The sequence below is a fragment of the Pseudomonas sp. CLCA07 genome (genome assembly GCF_053615335.1).
The window spans coordinates 2639762-2656855 of sequence record NZ_CM132131.1 but is presented as its reverse complement, the minus strand read 5'-3'; the positions used below and the strand labels follow the sequence as shown (position 1 = coordinate 2656855).

Annotated in this window: 17 protein-coding genes and 1 riboswitch; of the genes, 6 read left to right on the top strand and 11 right to left on the bottom strand. The window is 58.0% G+C overall.

Annotated features, from left to right (window positions below; translation table 11 throughout):
- Positions 1 to 61: 61 nt before the first annotated feature.
- The 3 genes from ACWGZX_RS12270 to ahcY all read right to left on the bottom strand — a co-directional run bounded on the left by ACWGZX_RS12270 (position 62) and on the right by ahcY (position 3425).
- Positions 62 to 877, bottom strand: coding sequence for a substrate-binding periplasmic protein (locus ACWGZX_RS12270; RefSeq protein ID WP_223518137.1), 816 nt, complete (start codon positions 875 to 877; stop codon positions 62 to 64).
- 124 nt (positions 878 to 1001) lie between these two features.
- A complete protein-coding gene (gene metF, locus ACWGZX_RS12265) occupies positions 1002 to 1847 on the bottom strand; it encodes a methylenetetrahydrofolate reductase [NAD(P)H] (RefSeq protein ID WP_452628480.1) in 846 nt (281 codons plus the stop codon).
- A 168-nt stretch (positions 1848 to 2015) separates the two neighbouring features.
- A complete protein-coding gene (ahcY, locus tag ACWGZX_RS12260; RefSeq protein ID WP_452628479.1) occupies positions 2016 to 3425 on the bottom strand; it encodes an adenosylhomocysteinase in 1410 nt (469 codons plus the stop codon).
- A 23-nt stretch (positions 3426 to 3448) separates the two neighbouring features.
- Positions 3449 to 3551, bottom strand: a riboswitch (S-adenosyl-L-homocysteine riboswitch).
- Between the two features lie 198 nt (positions 3552 to 3749).
- Here ahcY and ACWGZX_RS12255 point away from each other — a divergent pair.
- Positions 3750 to 4154: an acyl-CoA thioesterase gene (locus ACWGZX_RS12255; protein WP_317849413.1), complete on the top strand. Its 405-nt coding sequence runs from the start codon at positions 3750 to 3752 to the stop codon at positions 4152 to 4154.
- A 63-nt stretch (positions 4155 to 4217) separates the two neighbouring features.
- On the opposite strand, the gene ACWGZX_RS12250 is transcribed toward ACWGZX_RS12255, so the two are convergent.
- On the bottom strand, positions 4218 to 5051 hold the full coding sequence (locus ACWGZX_RS12250) for an IS3 family transposase (RefSeq protein WP_452624859.1): 834 nt from the start codon (positions 5049 to 5051) through the stop codon (positions 4218 to 4220).
- Complete coding sequence (locus ACWGZX_RS12245) at positions 5048 to 5344, bottom strand: transposase (protein WP_452624858.1); 297 nt, start codon at positions 5342 to 5344, stop codon at positions 5048 to 5050. Before ACWGZX_RS12245 ends, ACWGZX_RS12250 begins: the two co-directional genes overlap by 4 nt.
- Before the next feature lie 219 nt (positions 5345 to 5563).
- Between ACWGZX_RS12245 and ACWGZX_RS12240 the strand changes: the two genes are divergently transcribed.
- The gene (locus tag ACWGZX_RS12240; protein WP_452628478.1) at positions 5564 to 6448 is read left to right on the top strand and encodes a formate/nitrite transporter family protein; all 885 of its coding nucleotides are present in this window, start codon (positions 5564 to 5566) and stop codon (positions 6446 to 6448) included.
- 106 nt (positions 6449 to 6554) lie between these two features.
- Here the strand turns inward: ACWGZX_RS12240 and ACWGZX_RS12235 are convergent, their stop codons facing one another.
- The gene (locus tag ACWGZX_RS12235) at positions 6555 to 6680 is read right to left on the bottom strand and encodes a hypothetical protein (protein ID WP_452629101.1); all 126 of its coding nucleotides are present in this window, start codon (positions 6678 to 6680) and stop codon (positions 6555 to 6557) included.
- Positions 6681 to 6898: 218 nt separating this feature from the next.
- Between ACWGZX_RS12235 and ACWGZX_RS12230 the strand changes: the two genes are divergently transcribed.
- On the top strand, positions 6899 to 7732 hold the full coding sequence (locus ACWGZX_RS12230) for an EamA family transporter (RefSeq protein ID WP_452628477.1): 834 nt from the start codon (positions 6899 to 6901) through the stop codon (positions 7730 to 7732).
- 40 nt (positions 7733 to 7772) lie between these two features.
- Positions 7773 to 8156, top strand: coding sequence for an MAPEG family protein (locus ACWGZX_RS12225; RefSeq protein ID WP_452628476.1), 384 nt, complete (start codon positions 7773 to 7775; stop codon positions 8154 to 8156).
- Between the two features lie 142 nt (positions 8157 to 8298).
- Here the strand turns inward: ACWGZX_RS12225 and mltA are convergent, their stop codons facing one another.
- Complete coding sequence (mltA, locus tag ACWGZX_RS12220) at positions 8299 to 9483, bottom strand: murein transglycosylase A (protein ID WP_452628475.1); 1185 nt, start codon at positions 9481 to 9483, stop codon at positions 8299 to 8301.
- 128 nt (positions 9484 to 9611) lie between these two features.
- Here mltA and ACWGZX_RS12215 point away from each other — a divergent pair, with 128 nt between their 5' ends.
- Positions 9612 to 10061: a c-type cytochrome gene (locus tag ACWGZX_RS12215; RefSeq protein ID WP_452628474.1), complete on the top strand. Its 450-nt coding sequence runs from the start codon at positions 9612 to 9614 to the stop codon at positions 10059 to 10061.
- A 68-nt stretch (positions 10062 to 10129) separates the two neighbouring features.
- Here ACWGZX_RS12215 and ACWGZX_RS12210 read toward each other — a convergent pair whose 3' ends face one another.
- From ACWGZX_RS12210 to ACWGZX_RS12195, 4 genes are all read right to left on the bottom strand, one after another.
- The gene (locus ACWGZX_RS12210; RefSeq protein WP_452628473.1) at positions 10130 to 10525 is read right to left on the bottom strand and encodes a DUF1090 domain-containing protein; all 396 of its coding nucleotides are present in this window, start codon (positions 10523 to 10525) and stop codon (positions 10130 to 10132) included.
- 98 nt (positions 10526 to 10623) lie between these two features.
- The gene (gene ligB / locus ACWGZX_RS12205; RefSeq protein ID WP_452628472.1) at positions 10624 to 12297 is read right to left on the bottom strand and encodes an NAD-dependent DNA ligase LigB; all 1674 of its coding nucleotides are present in this window, start codon (positions 12295 to 12297) and stop codon (positions 10624 to 10626) included.
- Positions 12298 to 12575: 278 nt separating this feature from the next.
- A complete protein-coding gene (gene metK, locus ACWGZX_RS12200; protein WP_452628471.1) occupies positions 12576 to 13766 on the bottom strand; it encodes a methionine adenosyltransferase in 1191 nt (396 codons plus the stop codon).
- A gap of 18 nt (positions 13767 to 13784) precedes the next feature.
- Positions 13785 to 14780, bottom strand: coding sequence for an ArsR/SmtB family transcription factor (locus ACWGZX_RS12195; RefSeq protein WP_452628470.1), 996 nt, complete (start codon positions 14778 to 14780; stop codon positions 13785 to 13787).
- A gap of 273 nt (positions 14781 to 15053) precedes the next feature.
- Here ACWGZX_RS12195 and tkt point away from each other — a divergent pair, with 273 nt between their 5' ends.
- Positions 15054 to 17051 (top strand): transketolase, encoded by a 1998-nt coding sequence (tkt, locus tag ACWGZX_RS12190; protein ID WP_452628469.1) that lies wholly within the window; start codon positions 15054 to 15056, stop codon positions 17049 to 17051.
- Positions 17052 to 17094: the final 43 nt, after the last annotated feature.

The window sequence follows — 17094 nt, the reverse complement described above, 5'->3', positions numbered from 1 at the left end:
TTTAACAAGTCCGAGCGTCCGGGCGTGAGCCTGGCGGGAAGGCCGGAGTATAACAGAGCAATCACTGCGCGCCGCTTTCCTGCTGCTCAACGGTTTTTGCAGTGGTCGCGGTGGCAGTGTCGGCTTTAAGGGCGGCACCGGGTTCCGCGCCGTAACGGGCGCTCAGCTCCGCGTAGGCGGGTTCGCGCTTGAAGCGCTTGAGCTCGGCACCGAAACGTTGCACCAGCAAATCCATGCCGGCATTTTTACGTACCGCCAGAAACTGACTCTGGTGGCTGATGACGGTCGGGTTTTCAGTGATCTTGTCGCGGATACCCAATTCATCGAGCAAGTGCTGGCCGACCCGGCGATCAGTGATCAACAGGTCGATTCGCCCGCGTATCAGCTTGCCAAAGTTGGCTTCATGGGTCGGCGCCGGTTCACGGGTGAACAGCGGCGATTCGCTGAAGTCCTTGCTGTAGAGATAGCCCGGCGAGGTGCCGATGGTCAGGCCTTTCAGGTCGTTCAGGGTGCGAAACGGATAAGGCCGGTCGTTGGAATAGAACATCACGAACTCGACATCCGAGAGCGGTTCAATGGGATAGAGCAGGGTCGCGTCACGCTCATCGCTGTGGAAAATGTCCAGCACGCCATCCGCCTGGCCGGTTTCGAGCATCGACAGGCAGCGTTTCCACGGCAGGAACTGCCACTCCACTTCGATCCCCAGGCGTTTGAAGACGATGGCAGTGGTTTCGTAATCCAGCCCCAGGGCTTTGCCATTTTCCTCGTAGACGTAAGGCGCCCACGGCTCAGTGACAATGCGCAGCTTCTCGCCCCGGGCTGCGAAGCTCAGGCAAGTAAAAAGCAGCACTGTCAGACATTGAGAAATCAGGGGCATGGCTTGAGATTACGACGAGAAATCATAAAGAGCCAGAAACTGGATCCAGAAGCTCCGGCACAAGACATATTCCATAAAAAAGGCCCTGGATTTCGCCAGAGCCTTTTCATGGTTTTGCACTGTTTCAGCGCGGCAACTTCAAGTTGTTCCACACCGCCAGGCTCGCTTCAGCCTGATTCAGTGTGTAGAAGTGCAGCCCCGGTGCGCCACCTTGTAACAGGCGTTCGCACATTTCGGTGATGACTTGCTCACCAAAGCCTTGAATGCTCTGGGTGTCGTCGCCGTAGGCTTCCAGCTGTTTGCGGATCCAGCGCGGGATTTCCGCGCCGCAGGCGTCAGAGAAACGCGCCAGTTTGCTGTAGTTGGTAATCGGCATGATCCCCGGCACGATCGGGATATTCACGCCCAACGCCCGTACACGCTCGACGAAGTAGAAGTAGCTGTCAGCGTTGAAGAAGTACTGGGTGATCGCACTGTCGGCGCCAGATTTAGCCTTGCGCACGAAATTGGCGATATCGTCTTCGTAATTGCGCGCTTGCGGATGCATTTCCGGGTAAGCGGCGACTTCGATGTGGAAATGATCGCCGGTCTCTTCACGAATGAATTCGACCAGGTCGTTGGCGTGGCGCATTTCACCGCTGGCCATGCCCATGCCCGAAGGCAGGTCACCGCGCAGGGCAACGATACGCTTGATGCCGGCAGCCTTGTACTGGGCCAGCAGGCCGCGCAAGTCGTCCTTGCTGTCGCCCACGCAAGACATATGCGGTGCGGCAGGGATTTTCACTTCGCTTTCGAGCTGCAACACGGTGTTGAGGGTGCGATCACGGGTCGAACCGCCAGCGCCATAGGTGCAGGAGAAGAAATCGGGGTTATACGTAGCCAGCTGACGGGCAGTGGCGAGCAGCTTTTCATGCCCAGCGTCGGTCTTCGTAGGGAAGAACTCGAAGCTGTAGCGACGGTCTTGGGACATGGTCATATCCTTGGAAACGCGAGAGCCAACGGTGTGTCCGTTACGACGTCTTCGCTGGCAAGCCAGCTCCTACAGGGATTGCGTCGTACGCGTTTCCTTTGTAGGGGCCGGCTTGCTGGCGAATCAGGCGATTCGGTGTATCAGAACACCGCATCGCCGGTCAGCGAATCAGTAGCGGTAAGCGTGCGGCTTGAACGGACCTTCGACGGTCACGCCGATATAGTCGGCTTGGGTCTTGGTCAGTTGTGTCACAACGCCGCCGAAACCGCGGACCATTTCCAGGGCCACTTCTTCGTCGAGTTTCTTCGGCAATACTTCTACGGTCAGGCGCTCGGCTTTCTGGGCTGGCGACAGGTCGGCGTACTTCTGGCCGAACAGGAAGATCTGCGCCAGCACCTGGTTGGCGAACGAACCGTCCATGATGCGGCTTGGGTGACCAGTGGCGTTACCCAGGTTAACCAGACGGCCTTCGGCCAGCAGGATCAGGTAGTCGTCGTTCTGAGCGTCGAAAGCACCCGGGCCGGTACGGTGGATTTTGTGAACCTGTGGCTTCACTTCTTCCCATGCCCAGTTTTTGCGCATGAAAGCGGTGTCGATTTCGTTGTCGAAGTGGCCGATGTTGCAGACAACAGCGCGCTTTTTCAGGGCTTTGAGCATGTTCGAGTCGCAAACATTGACGTTGCCGGTGGTGGTCACGATCAGGTCGATCTTGCCCAGCAGTGCTTTGTCGATGCTGGCTTCGGTGCCGTCGTTGATGCCGTCGATGAACGGCGAAACCAGCTCGTAGCCGTCCATGCAGGCTTGCATGGCGCAGATCGGGTCAACTTCGGAGACTTTAACGATCATACCTTCCTGACGCAGGGACTGAGCAGAGCCCTTGCCCACGTCACCGTAACCGATGACCAGCGCTTGCTTGCCGGACAGCAGGTGGTCGGTGCCGCGCTTGATCGCGTCGTTCAGGCTGTGACGGCAGCCGTACTTGTTGTCGTTCTTGCTCTTGGTCACCGAGTCGTTGACGTTGATGGCCGGGATTTTCAGCTCGCCCTTGGCCAGCATGTCCAGCAGGCGGTGAACGCCAGTGGTGGTTTCTTCGGTGACGCCGTGGACGCGGTCCAGGATCGCCGGGTATTTCTTGTGCAGCAGCTCGGTCAGGTCGCCGCCGTCGTCGAGGATCATGTTGGCATCCCAAGGCGCGCCATCCTTCAGGATGGTTTGCTCCAGGCACCACTCGTACTCTTCTTCAGTCTCGCCTTTCCAGGCGAAAACCGCGATACCGGCAGCAGCGATAGCGGCAGCGGCCTGGTCTTGAGTCGAGAAAATGTTGCAGGACGACCAACGCACTTCGGCACCCAGGGCAACCAGGGTTTCGATCAGCACGGCAGTCTGAATGGTCATGTGGATGCAGCCGAGGATTTTCGCGCCTTTGAGCGGCTGCTCACCGGCGTATTTGCGACGCAGACCCATCAGGGCAGGCATTTCGGATTCGGCGATGATAGTTTCGCGACGACCCCAGGCAGCCAGGGACATGTCGGCCACTTTGTAATCGTTAAAATCTGCAGGCGTGATAACAGCGCTCATGAAGAGCCTCCATTCGTAATGTATGCGAATGGGCGCCGTTGTGCGTTTAGTGTCTGGCTGATCACAGCCAAGCAACGCCCCATCCGAGCCTGACAGGTCGAACCTGCTGCAGCGCCCCTCGGACAGGTGGCGGGAAAACGGTATCAACCGAAGATGACCGTTTTGAAACGGTGGCGATTATAGCCGTGTGAGCGATACTTCCAAAGCGTTTCTGTCGGTCAATGTCTGAACGGTAATCGAGACCATAGTCTATGCGTAATAGAGCTCTAGTCCGGGCTCTGCCATGATGCCCCTCATCATTTCGCAAGACGCTCAGGAGTGAATATGAATTTCCACACCCGCAAATGGGTAAAACCTGAAGACCTCAACCCCAACGGCACGCTGTTCGGCGGTAGCCTGTTGCGCTGGATCGATGAAGAAGCGGCGATCTATGCCATCGTCCAGCTGGGCAACCAGCGCGTCGTCACCAAGTACATTTCCGAAATCAACTTCGTCAGCGCCTCGCGCCAGGGCGACATTATCGAGCTGGGCATCACCGCCACCGAGTTCGGTCGCACATCAATCAGCCTGACGTGTGAAGTGCGTAACAAGATCACCCGCAAAAGCATCCTCACCGTGGAAAAGATGGTGTTCGTCAACCTGGGCGAAGACGGCTTACCGGCGCCGCATGGCCGTACCGAGATCAAGTACGTCAAAGATCAGTTTCAGGATGATGTGGCCGGCTCGTAATGCGAGCCCTGTAGGAGCCAAGCTGTTGGGGTCCAGTTTTTTTGGACCACTCTGTAGGAGTTTTTAGGCCGCCTGCTGCTCAAAGAGAGCCGGCGGCAGGTTATTCGAAGCGGTGTGGCAACGACGATGGTTGTAATGCGACACAAAATCGATCACATCCTTCTCCGCTTCGAAATGGTTCTGGTAGCCGCTCTCCGGCATCCAGTCATGCTTCAATGTTCTGAAATAACGCTCGACCACCGCATTGTCCCAGCAGTTTCCACGCCGGCTTACGCTATGCACGATCCGGCTTTCTTCCAGGCATGTCGCGAAGCGGTCAGAGGTGTACTGGCAGCCTTGGTCTGAGTGGAACAACAGCTGCGGCATCGGACGACGCAGCGCAACTGCCAGCTTAAGGGCTTTGATGGACAAGTCCGTGTCAGCCGTCCTGGAACAGGCCCATCCCACAATTCTGCGTGAAAAAAGATCCATCACTACCGCCAAATACAACCAGCTATCCCTCACTTTGATGTAGGTGATATCACCCGCCCATAGCGTGTCCGGCTGGACTGGATTAAAACGACGATCAAGTATGTTTGGTGCCGTGACTCCGGGCTTGGTGGCGCGGCGATAGTGGGCATAACGCGGTCGACGTCTGGCGAGTTCCAAAGTATTTATCAAGGAGCGCATTCGGTGACGCCCAATGAAAACACCACCTTTTCTCAGCTCCTTGGACAACCCGCGCGCACCCAGTGCTTCGCGATGCTCCTTATGTACCGCACGAATTTTCAGCTCCAGGTCCTTCTCGATAACACGCGGCAACGCAGGCTTACGCTTCGCGTAAAAGCTACTGCGAGCCAAACCCAGGACCGAGCACATACGTCGAATCGACATTGCTCCTCTAACGCCATCAATCACTTGGTTCGGTTGAACAGAACTTTCAGATGAGAGGGCAATTGCTTTTTTAAGACATGATTCTCGGCCTCAAGCAGGGCCAATTTTGCCTGCAACGACTCGATCATCTGCTGATCTTGGGGCCGGGAGGCCTGCAAAATCCCCGCATGCTCCCGGCGCCAGTGCAAAACCCATCGGCGTAGAGCTGTGGGCCCCACGCCTGTAAGCTCACAGGCTTTATGAATGGAGCATTTCATCTCCACAACCAAACGAATGGCCTCCGCTTTTTCCTCAGGACTAACAACCCGATATCCCATGATGCTTCCTTAGGTCGATACTCCTACATCATGGTCCAAAAACATTGAGCCACAACAAGCTTGCTCGCGATGGGTTCACTTCGGTTTCGGCGGTGATGCGAATGACGCCATCGCGAGCAAGCTCGGCTCCTACAGGAGTGGTTTCGTTTATTCGAGTACTGAACAGCTCCGAACCGCACGTGTCGTACCTACATGACACGCCACTGGTTCAGGAACGCTATGGACACCCAAAAAGACGGCAAAACCCCGAACCTCTCGGCTGAAGAACAGCACGAAGTCGACAAAAACCAGCCACCCCGTGCGGCGGTGCTGCACGAAATCATCCGCACTCAAGGCGATCAGGAACTCGAGCGCAGTGTCGCTGCCCTGTGGTGGTCGGCGCTGGCCGCTGGCTTGACCATAGGCCTGTCGCTGATGGCCATGGGTTTGCTCAACTCACGATTGCCGGACGGCGAGCACTTCAAAGTGATCGCCAGTTTTGGCTACTGCGCCGGTTTTCTCGCGGTGATCCTCGCTCGTCAACAGTTGTTCACCGAAAACACCCTGACCGCCGTGCTGCCGGTCATGACCAAGCCCACATTCAACAACTTCGGTCGGTTGCTGCGCCTGTGGACGGTGGTGCTGGCAGGCAACCTGTGCGGCACGTTGCTGGTGGCCTATGTGATGCTGAATCTGCCGATTTTCGACAGCAAAACCGACCTGGCTTTTCTCGAAATCGGCCGCAAAGTCATGGAAAACCACACCGGCCAAATGTTCGCCAAGGGCATCGTCTCGGGCTGGATGATCGCCACCATGGTCTGGATGATTCCGTCCATGGAGAGCGCAAAGATGGGGATCATCATTCTTATCACCTACCTTATGGCGCTGGGTGATTTCACCCACATCGTGGTCGGCTCCGCCGAGGTGTCGTACCTGGTGTTTGCCGGCGAGTTGCCGTGGAAAGATTTCTGGCTGGTGTTCGCCGGGCCGACGCTGGCGGGGAATATCATTGGTGGCAGCTTTATCTTTGCTTTGATCAGCCATGCACAGATTCGCAGCGAGAGCGGGCCGCCGAAGAAAAACGCGAATCAGGCACCTGATACGCGCAAGCGCAAAGAGGCGTGAAGACAGGTGTACCGCGTCAACTTCTTCGCGAGCAGGCTCCCACAGGCATAGATGCATGTAGGAGCAAGCTTGCTCGCGATAGCGGTTTCAGCAACAAAGCAATTAATCAGCCGGACACATTGACCGCCGCCGCACCGCGACGTTGCAGATAAATGAAGAACAACGCCATCAGCACCGTCAACCCACTGACCAACGCACCAGTCCCGGCAAGTCCGCGCAAAGCGAGTGGCATGCGCAAGGTCTCTGTCGGTAGTCTTGACGCTGTGATCAGGCATACGCATGCCGATGCCCGCTCTCGGTGAGAGCGGGCATGGACAGAATTTATTGGAATTAGTCTGTGCGCAACTGAGTGCGGCGTGGTCGCTTGCAGTATAAACAGCTGTTGATCTATGGCGAATCAATTCTTCGGGCGCTTTGCGCAGGGAACAAAAACAAATAAAGGAGTGTGCCGTGCTTGCAACAGCACTGGTGTTAGTAGCGGCGCTGTTGCACGCGGCGTGGAATACCCTGATCAAATTCAGTGCGGAACGCTTGTTGGTAGTGGCCTGCATGGACAGCGTGGCGCTGTTGTTTGTCGCCGTGATGTTGCCGTTCGTGAGCGTGCCGCCGGTTGAGATCTGGCCATGGATCCTGGCGTCGGCGGCGTTCGAATTGCTCTATCGCTATCTGCTGATCCAAGCCTATCGGGTCGGTGATCTGGGGCTGGTTTATCCGCTGATGCGCGGACTGTCGCCGTTGGTGGTGTTGGCCTTGACGCTGATCTTTGCCGGGGAAGTGCTGACGAATCAGCAGATATTTGGAATTCTGTTGATCCCGTTCGGCATGGCGTGCCTGCTGTGGCAGGGCGGTGGTGGCGCGCGATTGCCATGGTCAATGCTGCCCGTGGTGGCACTGATCGGCTTGTGCATCGGTTGCTACACCTACATCGACGGTCAGGCGTTGCGGCGCTGGTCACATCCTCTGGACTATCTGGTCTGGGTCACGTTGCTCAGTGCCTGGCCATTCCCGTTGCTGGCGCTGGTGCGCAAGCGCCCGGCGTTCAGGTTGTTCTGGCGTGAACAGTGGCGGCTGGGGCTGGCGGTCGGATTCTGTGTGTTGTTCAGCTACGCTCTGGTGCTGTGGGCTATGCAGCTGGGCTCGATTGCCGAGGCGGCAGCGTTGCGTGAGATCAGCGTGATTCTGGTGGTGCTGTTCGGCATGCGTTACCTGAAAGAACCTTTTGGTCGACCACGACTGCTTGCGTGTGGGCTGGTGATGATTGGCATATTGGTGATGAAGTTTTAACCGAAACCTGAATTCCTAAAACTGAAGAAAGGACTGCTCTATGACGGTTGCCCTGTGGTGCATTTTGATCGCGATTTTCCTGCCGTATATCGGCACGGGTGTCGCCAAGATCAGTGGCGGGTTCAGACTGAAAGACAACCATGATCCCCGGGATTTTCTTGACTCGCTGGAGGGTTTGGGCCGGCGTGCGTATGCAGCGCAACAGAACAGTTTTGAAGTGACCCCGGCGTTCGCTGCAGCGGTGATCGTGGCGCATCTGGCCGGCAATGCCGAACTGGTGACGATCAACGTGCTGTCGGTGTTATTTATCACCAGCCGGTTGCTGTACATCATTTGCTATCTCGCGGACTGGGCGACTTTGCGGTCGTTGGTGTGGTTTGTCGGGATGGGTTTGATTGTCAGTTTCTTTGTGGTGTCGGTCTAAGCATCTGCAGTGTCAGTGATAACCCCTTCGCGAGCAGGCTCGCTCCCACAGTGGATCTTTGGTGAACACAAAATTTGTGCATCAACCCGATCCTGTGGGAGCGAGCCTGCTCGCGAAAGCTATCTATCAACCGCTGCAGAATTCAAGGTTTAGTGTTGGTCGCATCAGCCACCTGAGGCACTTGCGGTAACACCGCACCTTTAGGCCACAGCATCCAGATCTGCCCTTGCTGCTTCATGTCCCCGGCCAATTGCCCGGCCGCTTCACCTGTGCCCCAGAACAGGTCCGCACGGACCTCGCCGGCAATCGCGCCGCCGGTATCTTGAGCCGCCACCGGACGAACCAGTGCAGTGCCGTCCGGTTTGGTGGTGGACAGCCACAACAAGCTGCCCAGCGGAATCACCTTGCGGTCCACGGCCGCGCTATACCCCGCCGTCAACGGCACATTCAGCGAACCGCGAGGCCCTTCATTGCTGTCCGGGTTACGGGTGAAAAACACATAGCTAGGGTTGCTGGCAAGCAGCTCGGGAATGCGTGTCGGGTTGGCCTTGGCCCAGGTGCTGATCGCGCCCATGGTCACGTCTTCTTTCTTCAGCTCGCCTTGCTCCACCAGCCAACGACCGATGGGCCGATACGGATGGCCGTTCTGGTCGGCGTAAGCGATGCGCAGTTGGCGACCGTCATCGAGCTGGATTCGCCCCGAACCCTGGATTTGCAGGAATTGCAGGTTCATCGGGTCAGTCAGCCAGGCAACCACCGGCGCCTTGACCCCTTTGGTTCCGATCGTTGCTGCATCGTCGTAAGGCTTGAGTACTCGCCCTTCAAGTCGACCGCGCAGGCGTTTGCCCTTGAGTTCCGGATAGAGGCTGTCCAGCGAGACAATGATCATGTCCTCGGGTACGCCGTAGACCGGGATGTTTGCCGTCGTGGTCTGGGTCAGGCTGCCAGGGTAGACCGGCTCGTAGTAGCCTGTGATCAACCCATTGGGGTTGTCATTGGCGGCGCGCAGCCCATAAACATCCAGATTTTGTTTCAGAAAATTGCGGATATCAGGGGCGGTTTGCGACACGTTGGCGGAAGCCGCGCAGGTGGTGCCCCAGACCGGGTCGGCTTTGAGTCGGTTGCAGGCACTGCGCCACGAACCGAAACCGGCGACCAGGTCGTTATCGGACACCGTTGGCAGCGCTTCCCAAGTGGCGCTGGAATAGGTGGCCAGTGCGTGGGTTTTTGGCTTGTTGTTATCGCCGCCGGTGCAGCCGGCGAGTACGGCCACCATTGGAAGAGTCCACGCGAGGTGGTGACGCCATGCCTTGAAACGGCTGTTCATGGAGTAATTCCTTTGCCGGTCGCCTGAGTGCTCCATGCGCTCAAACAACCCGTATTGATAATAGGGCTATTGGTCTTTGTCGATGACACGAGGATACTGGCCGCCGTTCCCCGTGACCTGAAGCCACCATGATTTTTAAAAGACTTTCTGTTGTATTGCTGGCGTGCCTGATGTTGTCCGCTTGTGGCGGTGTCGACCCGAATTCGCCGCTGGGTCAGCGCAAGGTGATCTTCAAGCAGATGCTCCAAACCGGTGAAGACCTGGGCGGCATGTTGCGTGGTCGCATTGCGTTTGATGGCCCGAAATTCGCCGATGGCGCCGTAAAGCTCGATACGCTGTCTCGTGAGCCGTGGAAACATTTTCCACAGGTGCGCGAAGAAGATCACACCAGTGCCAAGGACAATGTCTGGCAACAGCAGGCACGTTTTCAGGAAATGTCCCGCAACCTTGAAGCTGCCACCGGTGAATTGGTGATCGCCAGCCAGGTTCAGCCTTACAAGGCCAGCAACCTTGGGCCGGCGGTGCAGAAAGTTGAAGATGCCTGCAGTGCTTGCCATAAACAGTTTCGGGATCATTGATCTGACGTTGTGCGTTCCCTCACCACACAAGCCCCTTACCACACAGGTTCCCTCGTTCAGCGGGCGGCTTATTTATCCAGCTCATCCAGCGCATCCTGCAATTCCTTGCGGGACTCGGCGAGTTTGTCTTTGTGGTTGTTGATCTTCTCGGGGTCACCTTTCTTCATGGCTTTGTCGAGGTCGGCCTGACGCTTGCTGACTTCATGCTTGGCATCGAGGACTTTGTTTTCCCGTTCTTTCTTCAGCGAAGCATCGGTGCAATGAGCCGTGACTTCGCTCAGGGCGGTTTCCAGGCCAGCTTGCTGGTCGGCGTTGCCGTGTGACTTGGCCAGTTCGATCTGGTTGATGATGCCCTGTTTCTTGGCCGCGCAGCCGGTCAACTCCGGCGCTTCTTCAGCCGCCATCAGTGGAGCGGCCAACACACTGCAAAGGGTCAGCAGGGCGAGCGGTGAAAGAAATTTCATAAAAGCTCCATGTGCAAAGGCAAGCGGGTCAGTGTGGCGATGGGCGTTTGAGCACATCGGCACCTAGGGGTTCCCGGGCTGCCGGGCATTGTCGGTCTCTAGAAACCGTCAATTCCGGCAACTCGTAATGTTTCACTCAAGGCCAGGACCTGCGGGTCGCGAAAAAATGCGCTCAGTTGGGCCGCACGTCCCGGGCCGATCCCGGCTTCAGCCTGCCATTGTTCGGTGTTTCGATTCGCCAGTTCCTGCCATGAATTGGCAAGCTGTGCCTGCCCCGTCGGAGGTAAACCCAAGGCTTTCAACCAGCGACTGAAAGGACGCTGTCGAGCACTGTTGAAACTGTTTAAAAGACGAGCACTGCTGCGTTCGCCGAAGCCGTTAATGGTAGCAAGCTCTTGAGCGTCGAAGGTCAACCAATCCAGAAGGCCATTCAGGCGGCCTGTTTCTAAAAGTTTCTCCCAAGTCCCGGGGCCGACATGGGGTAAGGCCAGCCCCTGCTTGCCACTGAGCCAGGCCAGTCGCGCAAGGAATTGGCTTTCGCACCCCGGTGTCGGCTTCCAGCAACTCAAAAGATGGAAGTCGGCTGCCAGCGGAACATTCAACTCGGGGCGTTCGGTGTTGCGCAGTACAACACTGTCGAGCCTGGGAATGGTCAGTCCCGCCAAGCTGATGGACACCTGATCGCCGGGACGGATGTCCAGTGCCTCCCAGCGCCGTAGCGAGCTGACACTCACGCGCTTGATCTGCCGGTCATCGAGCGTCACTGGTGTCAGGTTCAGCACCGGTGTGATCCGACCGGTGCGCCCAATTTTGAACTCGACTGTTCGCACCTGCGCCAGCGCCTGAGCGAATGGGTATTTCCAGGCGACGGCCCAGTAGGGTGTTTTTGCCTGCCAGCGTTCGGCCGAGGGGCGCTGACTTTGGCGCAGGACGACACCGTCACTGGCAAACGGCAGGGACGAGCGATACCAGTGATCGCGCCAGCGCTGCGCATCAGCCAATGTCTGGATCGGTTGGCTGTAGGGCGCAGTGCTCGGGAAGCCCAGCTCATCCAGAGTCGCGTTACGCTCGGGCAGATTGGCCGGGCCTTGTGGCCAGTCCCAGACAAACAGCCTGATGCTTGCGGCGTGTTCAGGGGTGAGCGTCTTGCGGGCCATCAGGCCGGCCACGGTGGAGCGGGCATTGAGGCTGCCGGTCTTGGCTTGTACGTGGTCAGTCAGATGCCAATAGAGTTCGCCTTGCACCAGCAAATCCACTGATTGGGCCAGTTGCCGAGGAATGCTGGGGATCAATCGCGCCGAGGTCGTCCAGTCCTGTCCGTTCACCCCGTCGCCACGACTGATGGCTTGGTGTAGCAGGCCATCGCGATAGATCAAAGTCACGGCCACACCATCGACCTTGGGTTGTATCCAGAGGTCCTTGCGATCGCGCAGCCAGTTTTCCACGGCCTGTTCATCACGGAGTTTGTCCAGGCCGGTGTGGGCGATGGGGTGGGTTGTCTGGCCACTGGCAGTGCGCAAGGGTTCGGGCGCACTGCTCAAGTCAAAACACTCACGCCATTCGATCAATTGCGCGCGGGACTGATCGTAGATGTCGTCGGCGACCAGTGAGCGTCCGCCCCGGTGATAGTGGTCGTCCCAAAGGTCGATTTGTTTTTGCAGGGCGGTAATTTCGTCCAAGGCGCGGGCGGGTGGCCAGTCGGGGCAGTCGGCTGCGTTTGAGCTCAGGCAAAACAAGGTCAGGAAGAAAACGGAAAACAGGCGCAGAAGCATCGTGAGCGTCCTTGCTCAAGTGGAGTGCTTGAAGGCTAGTCAAAATTCTCAGGCGGGAAGGGTAGGTGTTTTGCCTGGTGTTTCAGGGCGACCGGGCTGGCCTCTTCGCGAGCAGGCTCGCTCCCACATTCAATCTGTGGCGTACACAAAACCCCTGTGGGAGCGACGGTGCGACGATTCGACCTGCTCGCGATGGCGGCGATACGGTGCAAAGCGAAAGACAATAAAAAGCCCCGCACGGCGAACCGGACAGGGCTTTGGGTACCGCCAGGGAAGCCTTACAAACCGGCAGCCAGACGCAGGTCGTCGGCGCGGTCGGTTTTTTCCCAGGTGAACGTGGTGAATGTATCGTCGCCCACGGTCTTGGTGGCCGGGGTGCGACCGAAGTGGCCGTACGCAGCGGTTTCCTGATACATCGGGTGCAGCAGGTTGAGCATGGTGGTGATTGCGTATGGACGCAGGTCAAAAATTTCGCGAACCAGTTTGACGATTTTGTCGTCGCTGATTTTGCCGGTGCCGAAGGTGTTCAACGAGATCGACGTAGGCTGAGCAACACCGATTGCGTAGGAAACCTGAATCTCGCAGCGCTCGGCCAGGCCGGCAGCCACGATGTTCTTGGCCACGTAACGACCGGCGTAAGCGGCCGAACGGTCAACCTTCGATGGATCTTTACCGGAGAACGCGCCGCCGCCGTGACGGGCCATGCCGCCGTAGCTGTCGACGATGATCTTGCGACCGGTCAGGCCGCAGTCGCCAACCGGGCCGCCGATGATGAACTGGCCAGTCGGGTTGATGTGGAACTGGGTGTCTTTGCTCAGCAATTCGGCAGGCAGTACGTGCTTGACGATCAGCTCCATCACGCCTTCGCGCAGGTCTTTGTACGACACGTCAGGGTTGTGCTGGGTCGACAGTACAACGGCGTCGATACCGACAACCTTGCCGCCTTCGTAACGGCAAGTCACTTGCGACTTGGCGTCCGGGCGCAGCCAAGGCAGCAGGCCGGATTTACGGGCTTCGGCCTGGCGTTGAACCAGTTGGTGCGAGAAGGTGATCGGTGCTGGCATCAGCACGTCGGTTTCGTTGCTGGCGTAGCCGAACATCAGGCCCTGGTCGCCGGCACCCTGATCTTCAGGTTTGGCACGGTCAACGCCCTGGTTGATGTCGGGGGACTGCTTGCCGATGATGTTCATCACACCGCAAGTGGCGCCGTCGAAGCCGACATTGGAGCTGTTGTAGCCGATGTCGAGAATCACGTTACGGACGATGTCTTCCAGATCGACCCAGGCCGACGTGGTGACTTCACCGGCGATGATTGCCACGCCGGTTTTCACCAGAGTCTCGCACGCCACGCGGGCGAACTTGTCTTCAGCAATGATGGCGTCCAGCACTGCATCGGAAATCTGGTCGGCGATTTTGTCCGGATGCCCTTCAGACACGGACTCGGAGGTGAAGAGGGAGTATTCGCTCATCTCGATGTTTTCCTGAATTTACCGATGGTGAGTGTCGCCAGTCGGTCGCTGAAAGTGGCGGACCTGGATCTGGAAACCATTACGTAAGCCTATATAGAGACTTTCCCCGGGAACGAGTCCCGCAGCGGTGGCCCAACGGGCCAAATCGTCCTGTTCAAACCCCATCCAGAGATCACCGCAGGCCTCCCTGGCCCAACTCTGGTTGTGGCTACATAACTCTGTCACGAGCAGGCTACCGCCCGGATGCAGCAGGTCGGCCATGTGCTTGAGCGCTTCGGCCGGCGCGGCGAAATGGTGCAGCACCATGTTCAGTACAACGCAATCGGCTTGAAGGCTTACACCGTTCAATGCATCGGCCAATTGCAGGCTGACGTTAGCCAGCTTTTCACGTTCACAGACCTGGCGGGCCAGTTCGAGCATCGCCGGGCTGTTGTCCAGCGCGGTGACTTCAGTGAAACGGCGCGCCAGTTCCGGCAGAAACTCGCCGTCACCGGGGCCGACTTCAATGGCCGTGGCGCCTGTGCTGAAACTCAACTTGTCGAGCAAGGCCACCACGCTTTCGCGGTACTGCGGCAGGCCGGCGATCAAGTCTTGCTGGGCGCGAAATTTCTCTGCGACCCGTGAGAAAAAGTCCTGGCTGGCCGCCGCTCGTTGCCCATGCACCTGACCGATCCGCGATTGCACATCGGCCGGCAGGGTCAGGTTGTCCACTTCTTCCAGCAGCGCGGCGTGCAACTTGCCACCCAGCAGGTCGGTATGGGGCAGGGCGCGACGGTAGAAAATCGCGTTACCTTCACGGCGGGTCGCCACCAGACCGGCCTGGGCCAATACCTTGAGGTGATGACTCATGCCGGACTGACCGATGCCGAAGATCTGCGCCAGTTCCAGTACGCCGAACGAATCGTTGGCCAAGGCGCGCAATACATTCAGACGCAGAGGATCGCCGCCGGCCTTGCAGAGGGCCGCCAGCTCGTCGCAATTGTCATGTTGAATGGAAGGCACAGGTAAATTCATAGGGCCAGCAGTCTAGTGACGGGTAGAAATCCCTGCAAGAGCAATATCAAAAAGTTTTGATATTGCTCGATAGATGGCACTTCTCGGCGACAGGTTCAGTCAACAAACGGACAGCGGAAAGGTTTCACCCGTCGAAACCGTCGTTATCAAATGGAAAAACGCCTCCAGATGACTATCTGTCATTGCCCCGAGGCGGCCCGGTGAGGGAAAATGCTCGCCTTTTTTCCATTTCGTTTTATTCACTCTCGTTACAGAACCCGCAGGAGAACAGCGATGCCAAGCCGTCGTGAGCGTGCCAACGCCATTCGTGCCCTCAGCATGGATGCCGTGCAAAAAGCCAACAGCGGCCATCCCGGTGCCCCTATGGGTATGGCGGATATCGCCGAAGTACTTTGGCGTGACTACCTGAAGCACAACCCGAGCAATCCATCGTTCGCCGACCGTGACCGCTTCGTGCTGTCCAACGGTCACGGTTCGATGTTGATCTACTCGCTGCTGCACCTGACCGGTTACGACCTGTCGATCGATGACCTGAAGCAGTTCCGCCAATTGCACAGCCGCACCCCGGGTCACCCAGAACTCGGCTACACCCCAGGCGTTGAAACCACCACCGGTCCACTGGGCCAGGGCCTGGCCAACGCCGTGGGTTTTGCCCTGGCTGAAAAAGTCATGGCGGCGCAGTTCAACCGTCCTGGTCACAACATCGTCGATCACCACACCTACGTGTTCCTGGGTGATGGCTGCATGATGGAAGGTATTTCCCACGAAGTCAGTTCGCTGGCCGGTACTTTGGGCCTGGGCAAGCTGATCGCTTTCTACGATGACAACGGCATTTCCATCGACGGCGAAGTCGAAGGCTGGTTCACCGACGACACGCCAAAGCGTTTCGAAGCCTACAACTGGCAGGTGATCCGCAACGTCGATGGTCACGACCCTGAAGAAATCAAGACCGCGATCGAAACCGCACGCAAAAGCGCGCAGCCAACTCTGATCTGCTGCAAGACCACCATCGGTTTCGGTTCGCCGAACAAGCAAGGTAAAGAAGACTGCCACGGTGCCCCATTGGGTGACGCGGAAATCGCCTTGACCCGCGCTGCACTGAAGTGGAACCACGGTCCGTTCGAAATCCCGGCTGACATCTACGCCGAGTGGGACGCGAAGGAAGCCGGCAAAGCGACCGAAGCCGAGTGGGATCAGCGTTTCGCTGCTTACTCCGCTGCGTTCCCGACCGAAGCCAACGAACTGATCCGTCGTCTGAGCGGTGACCTGCCAGCCGACTTCAGCGAAAAGGCCGCCGCCTACATCGCCGAAGTGGCTGCCAAAGGCGAAACCATCGCCAGCCGTAAAGCCAGCCAGAATGCTCTGAATGCCTACGGTCCGATGTTGCCGGAATTCCTCGGCGGCTCGGCTGACCTGGCCGGCTCCAACCTGACCCTGTGGAAAGGTTGCAAAGGCGTCACCGCCGAAGACGCCAGCGGCAACTACATGTACTACGGCGTGCGCGAGTTCGGCATGACCGCCATCATGAACGGCGTTGCCCTGCACGGCGGCCTGGTGCCTTACGGCGCGACCTTCCTGATGTTCATGGAATACGCCCGCAACGCAGTGCGCATGTCGGCCCTGATGAAGCAGCGTGTGATCCACGTCTACACCCACGACTCCATCGGTCTGGGCGAAGACGGCCCGACTCACCAGCCAATCGAGCAACTGGCGAGCCTGCGTTGCACGCCGAACCTCGACACCTGGCGCCCGGCCGATGCCGTTGAAGCGGCCGTGTGCTGGAAGTACGCGCTGGAGCGTAAAGACGGCCCGTCGGCGCTGATCTTCTCGCGTCAGAACCTGCAGCACCAAACCCGCAATGCGATCCAGATCGCCGAAATCGCCCGTGGCGGTTACGTGTTGAAGGACTGCGAAGGTGAGCCTGAGCTGATCCTGATCTCCACTGGTTCGGAAGTGGGCCTGGCGGTTCAGGCTTACGACAAGCTGACCGAACAAGGTCGTAAAGTGCGCGTTGTTTCGATGCCGTGCACCAGCGTGTTCGATGCTCAAGACGCTGGCTACAAGCAAGCGGTTCTGCCGTTGCAGGTCAGCGCCCGTATCGCCATCGAAGCCTCCCACGCGGACTACTGGTACAAGTACGTGGGCCTGGAAGGCCGCGTGATCGGCATGACCACCTACGGCGAGTCGGCGCCTGCGCCAGCCTTGTTCGAAGAGTTCGGCTTCACCCTGGAAAACATCCTGGGTCAGGCTGAAGAGCTGTTGGAAGACTAAGCACAACGCGGTGGTTTCATGACCACCGCAATCCCCTGTAGGA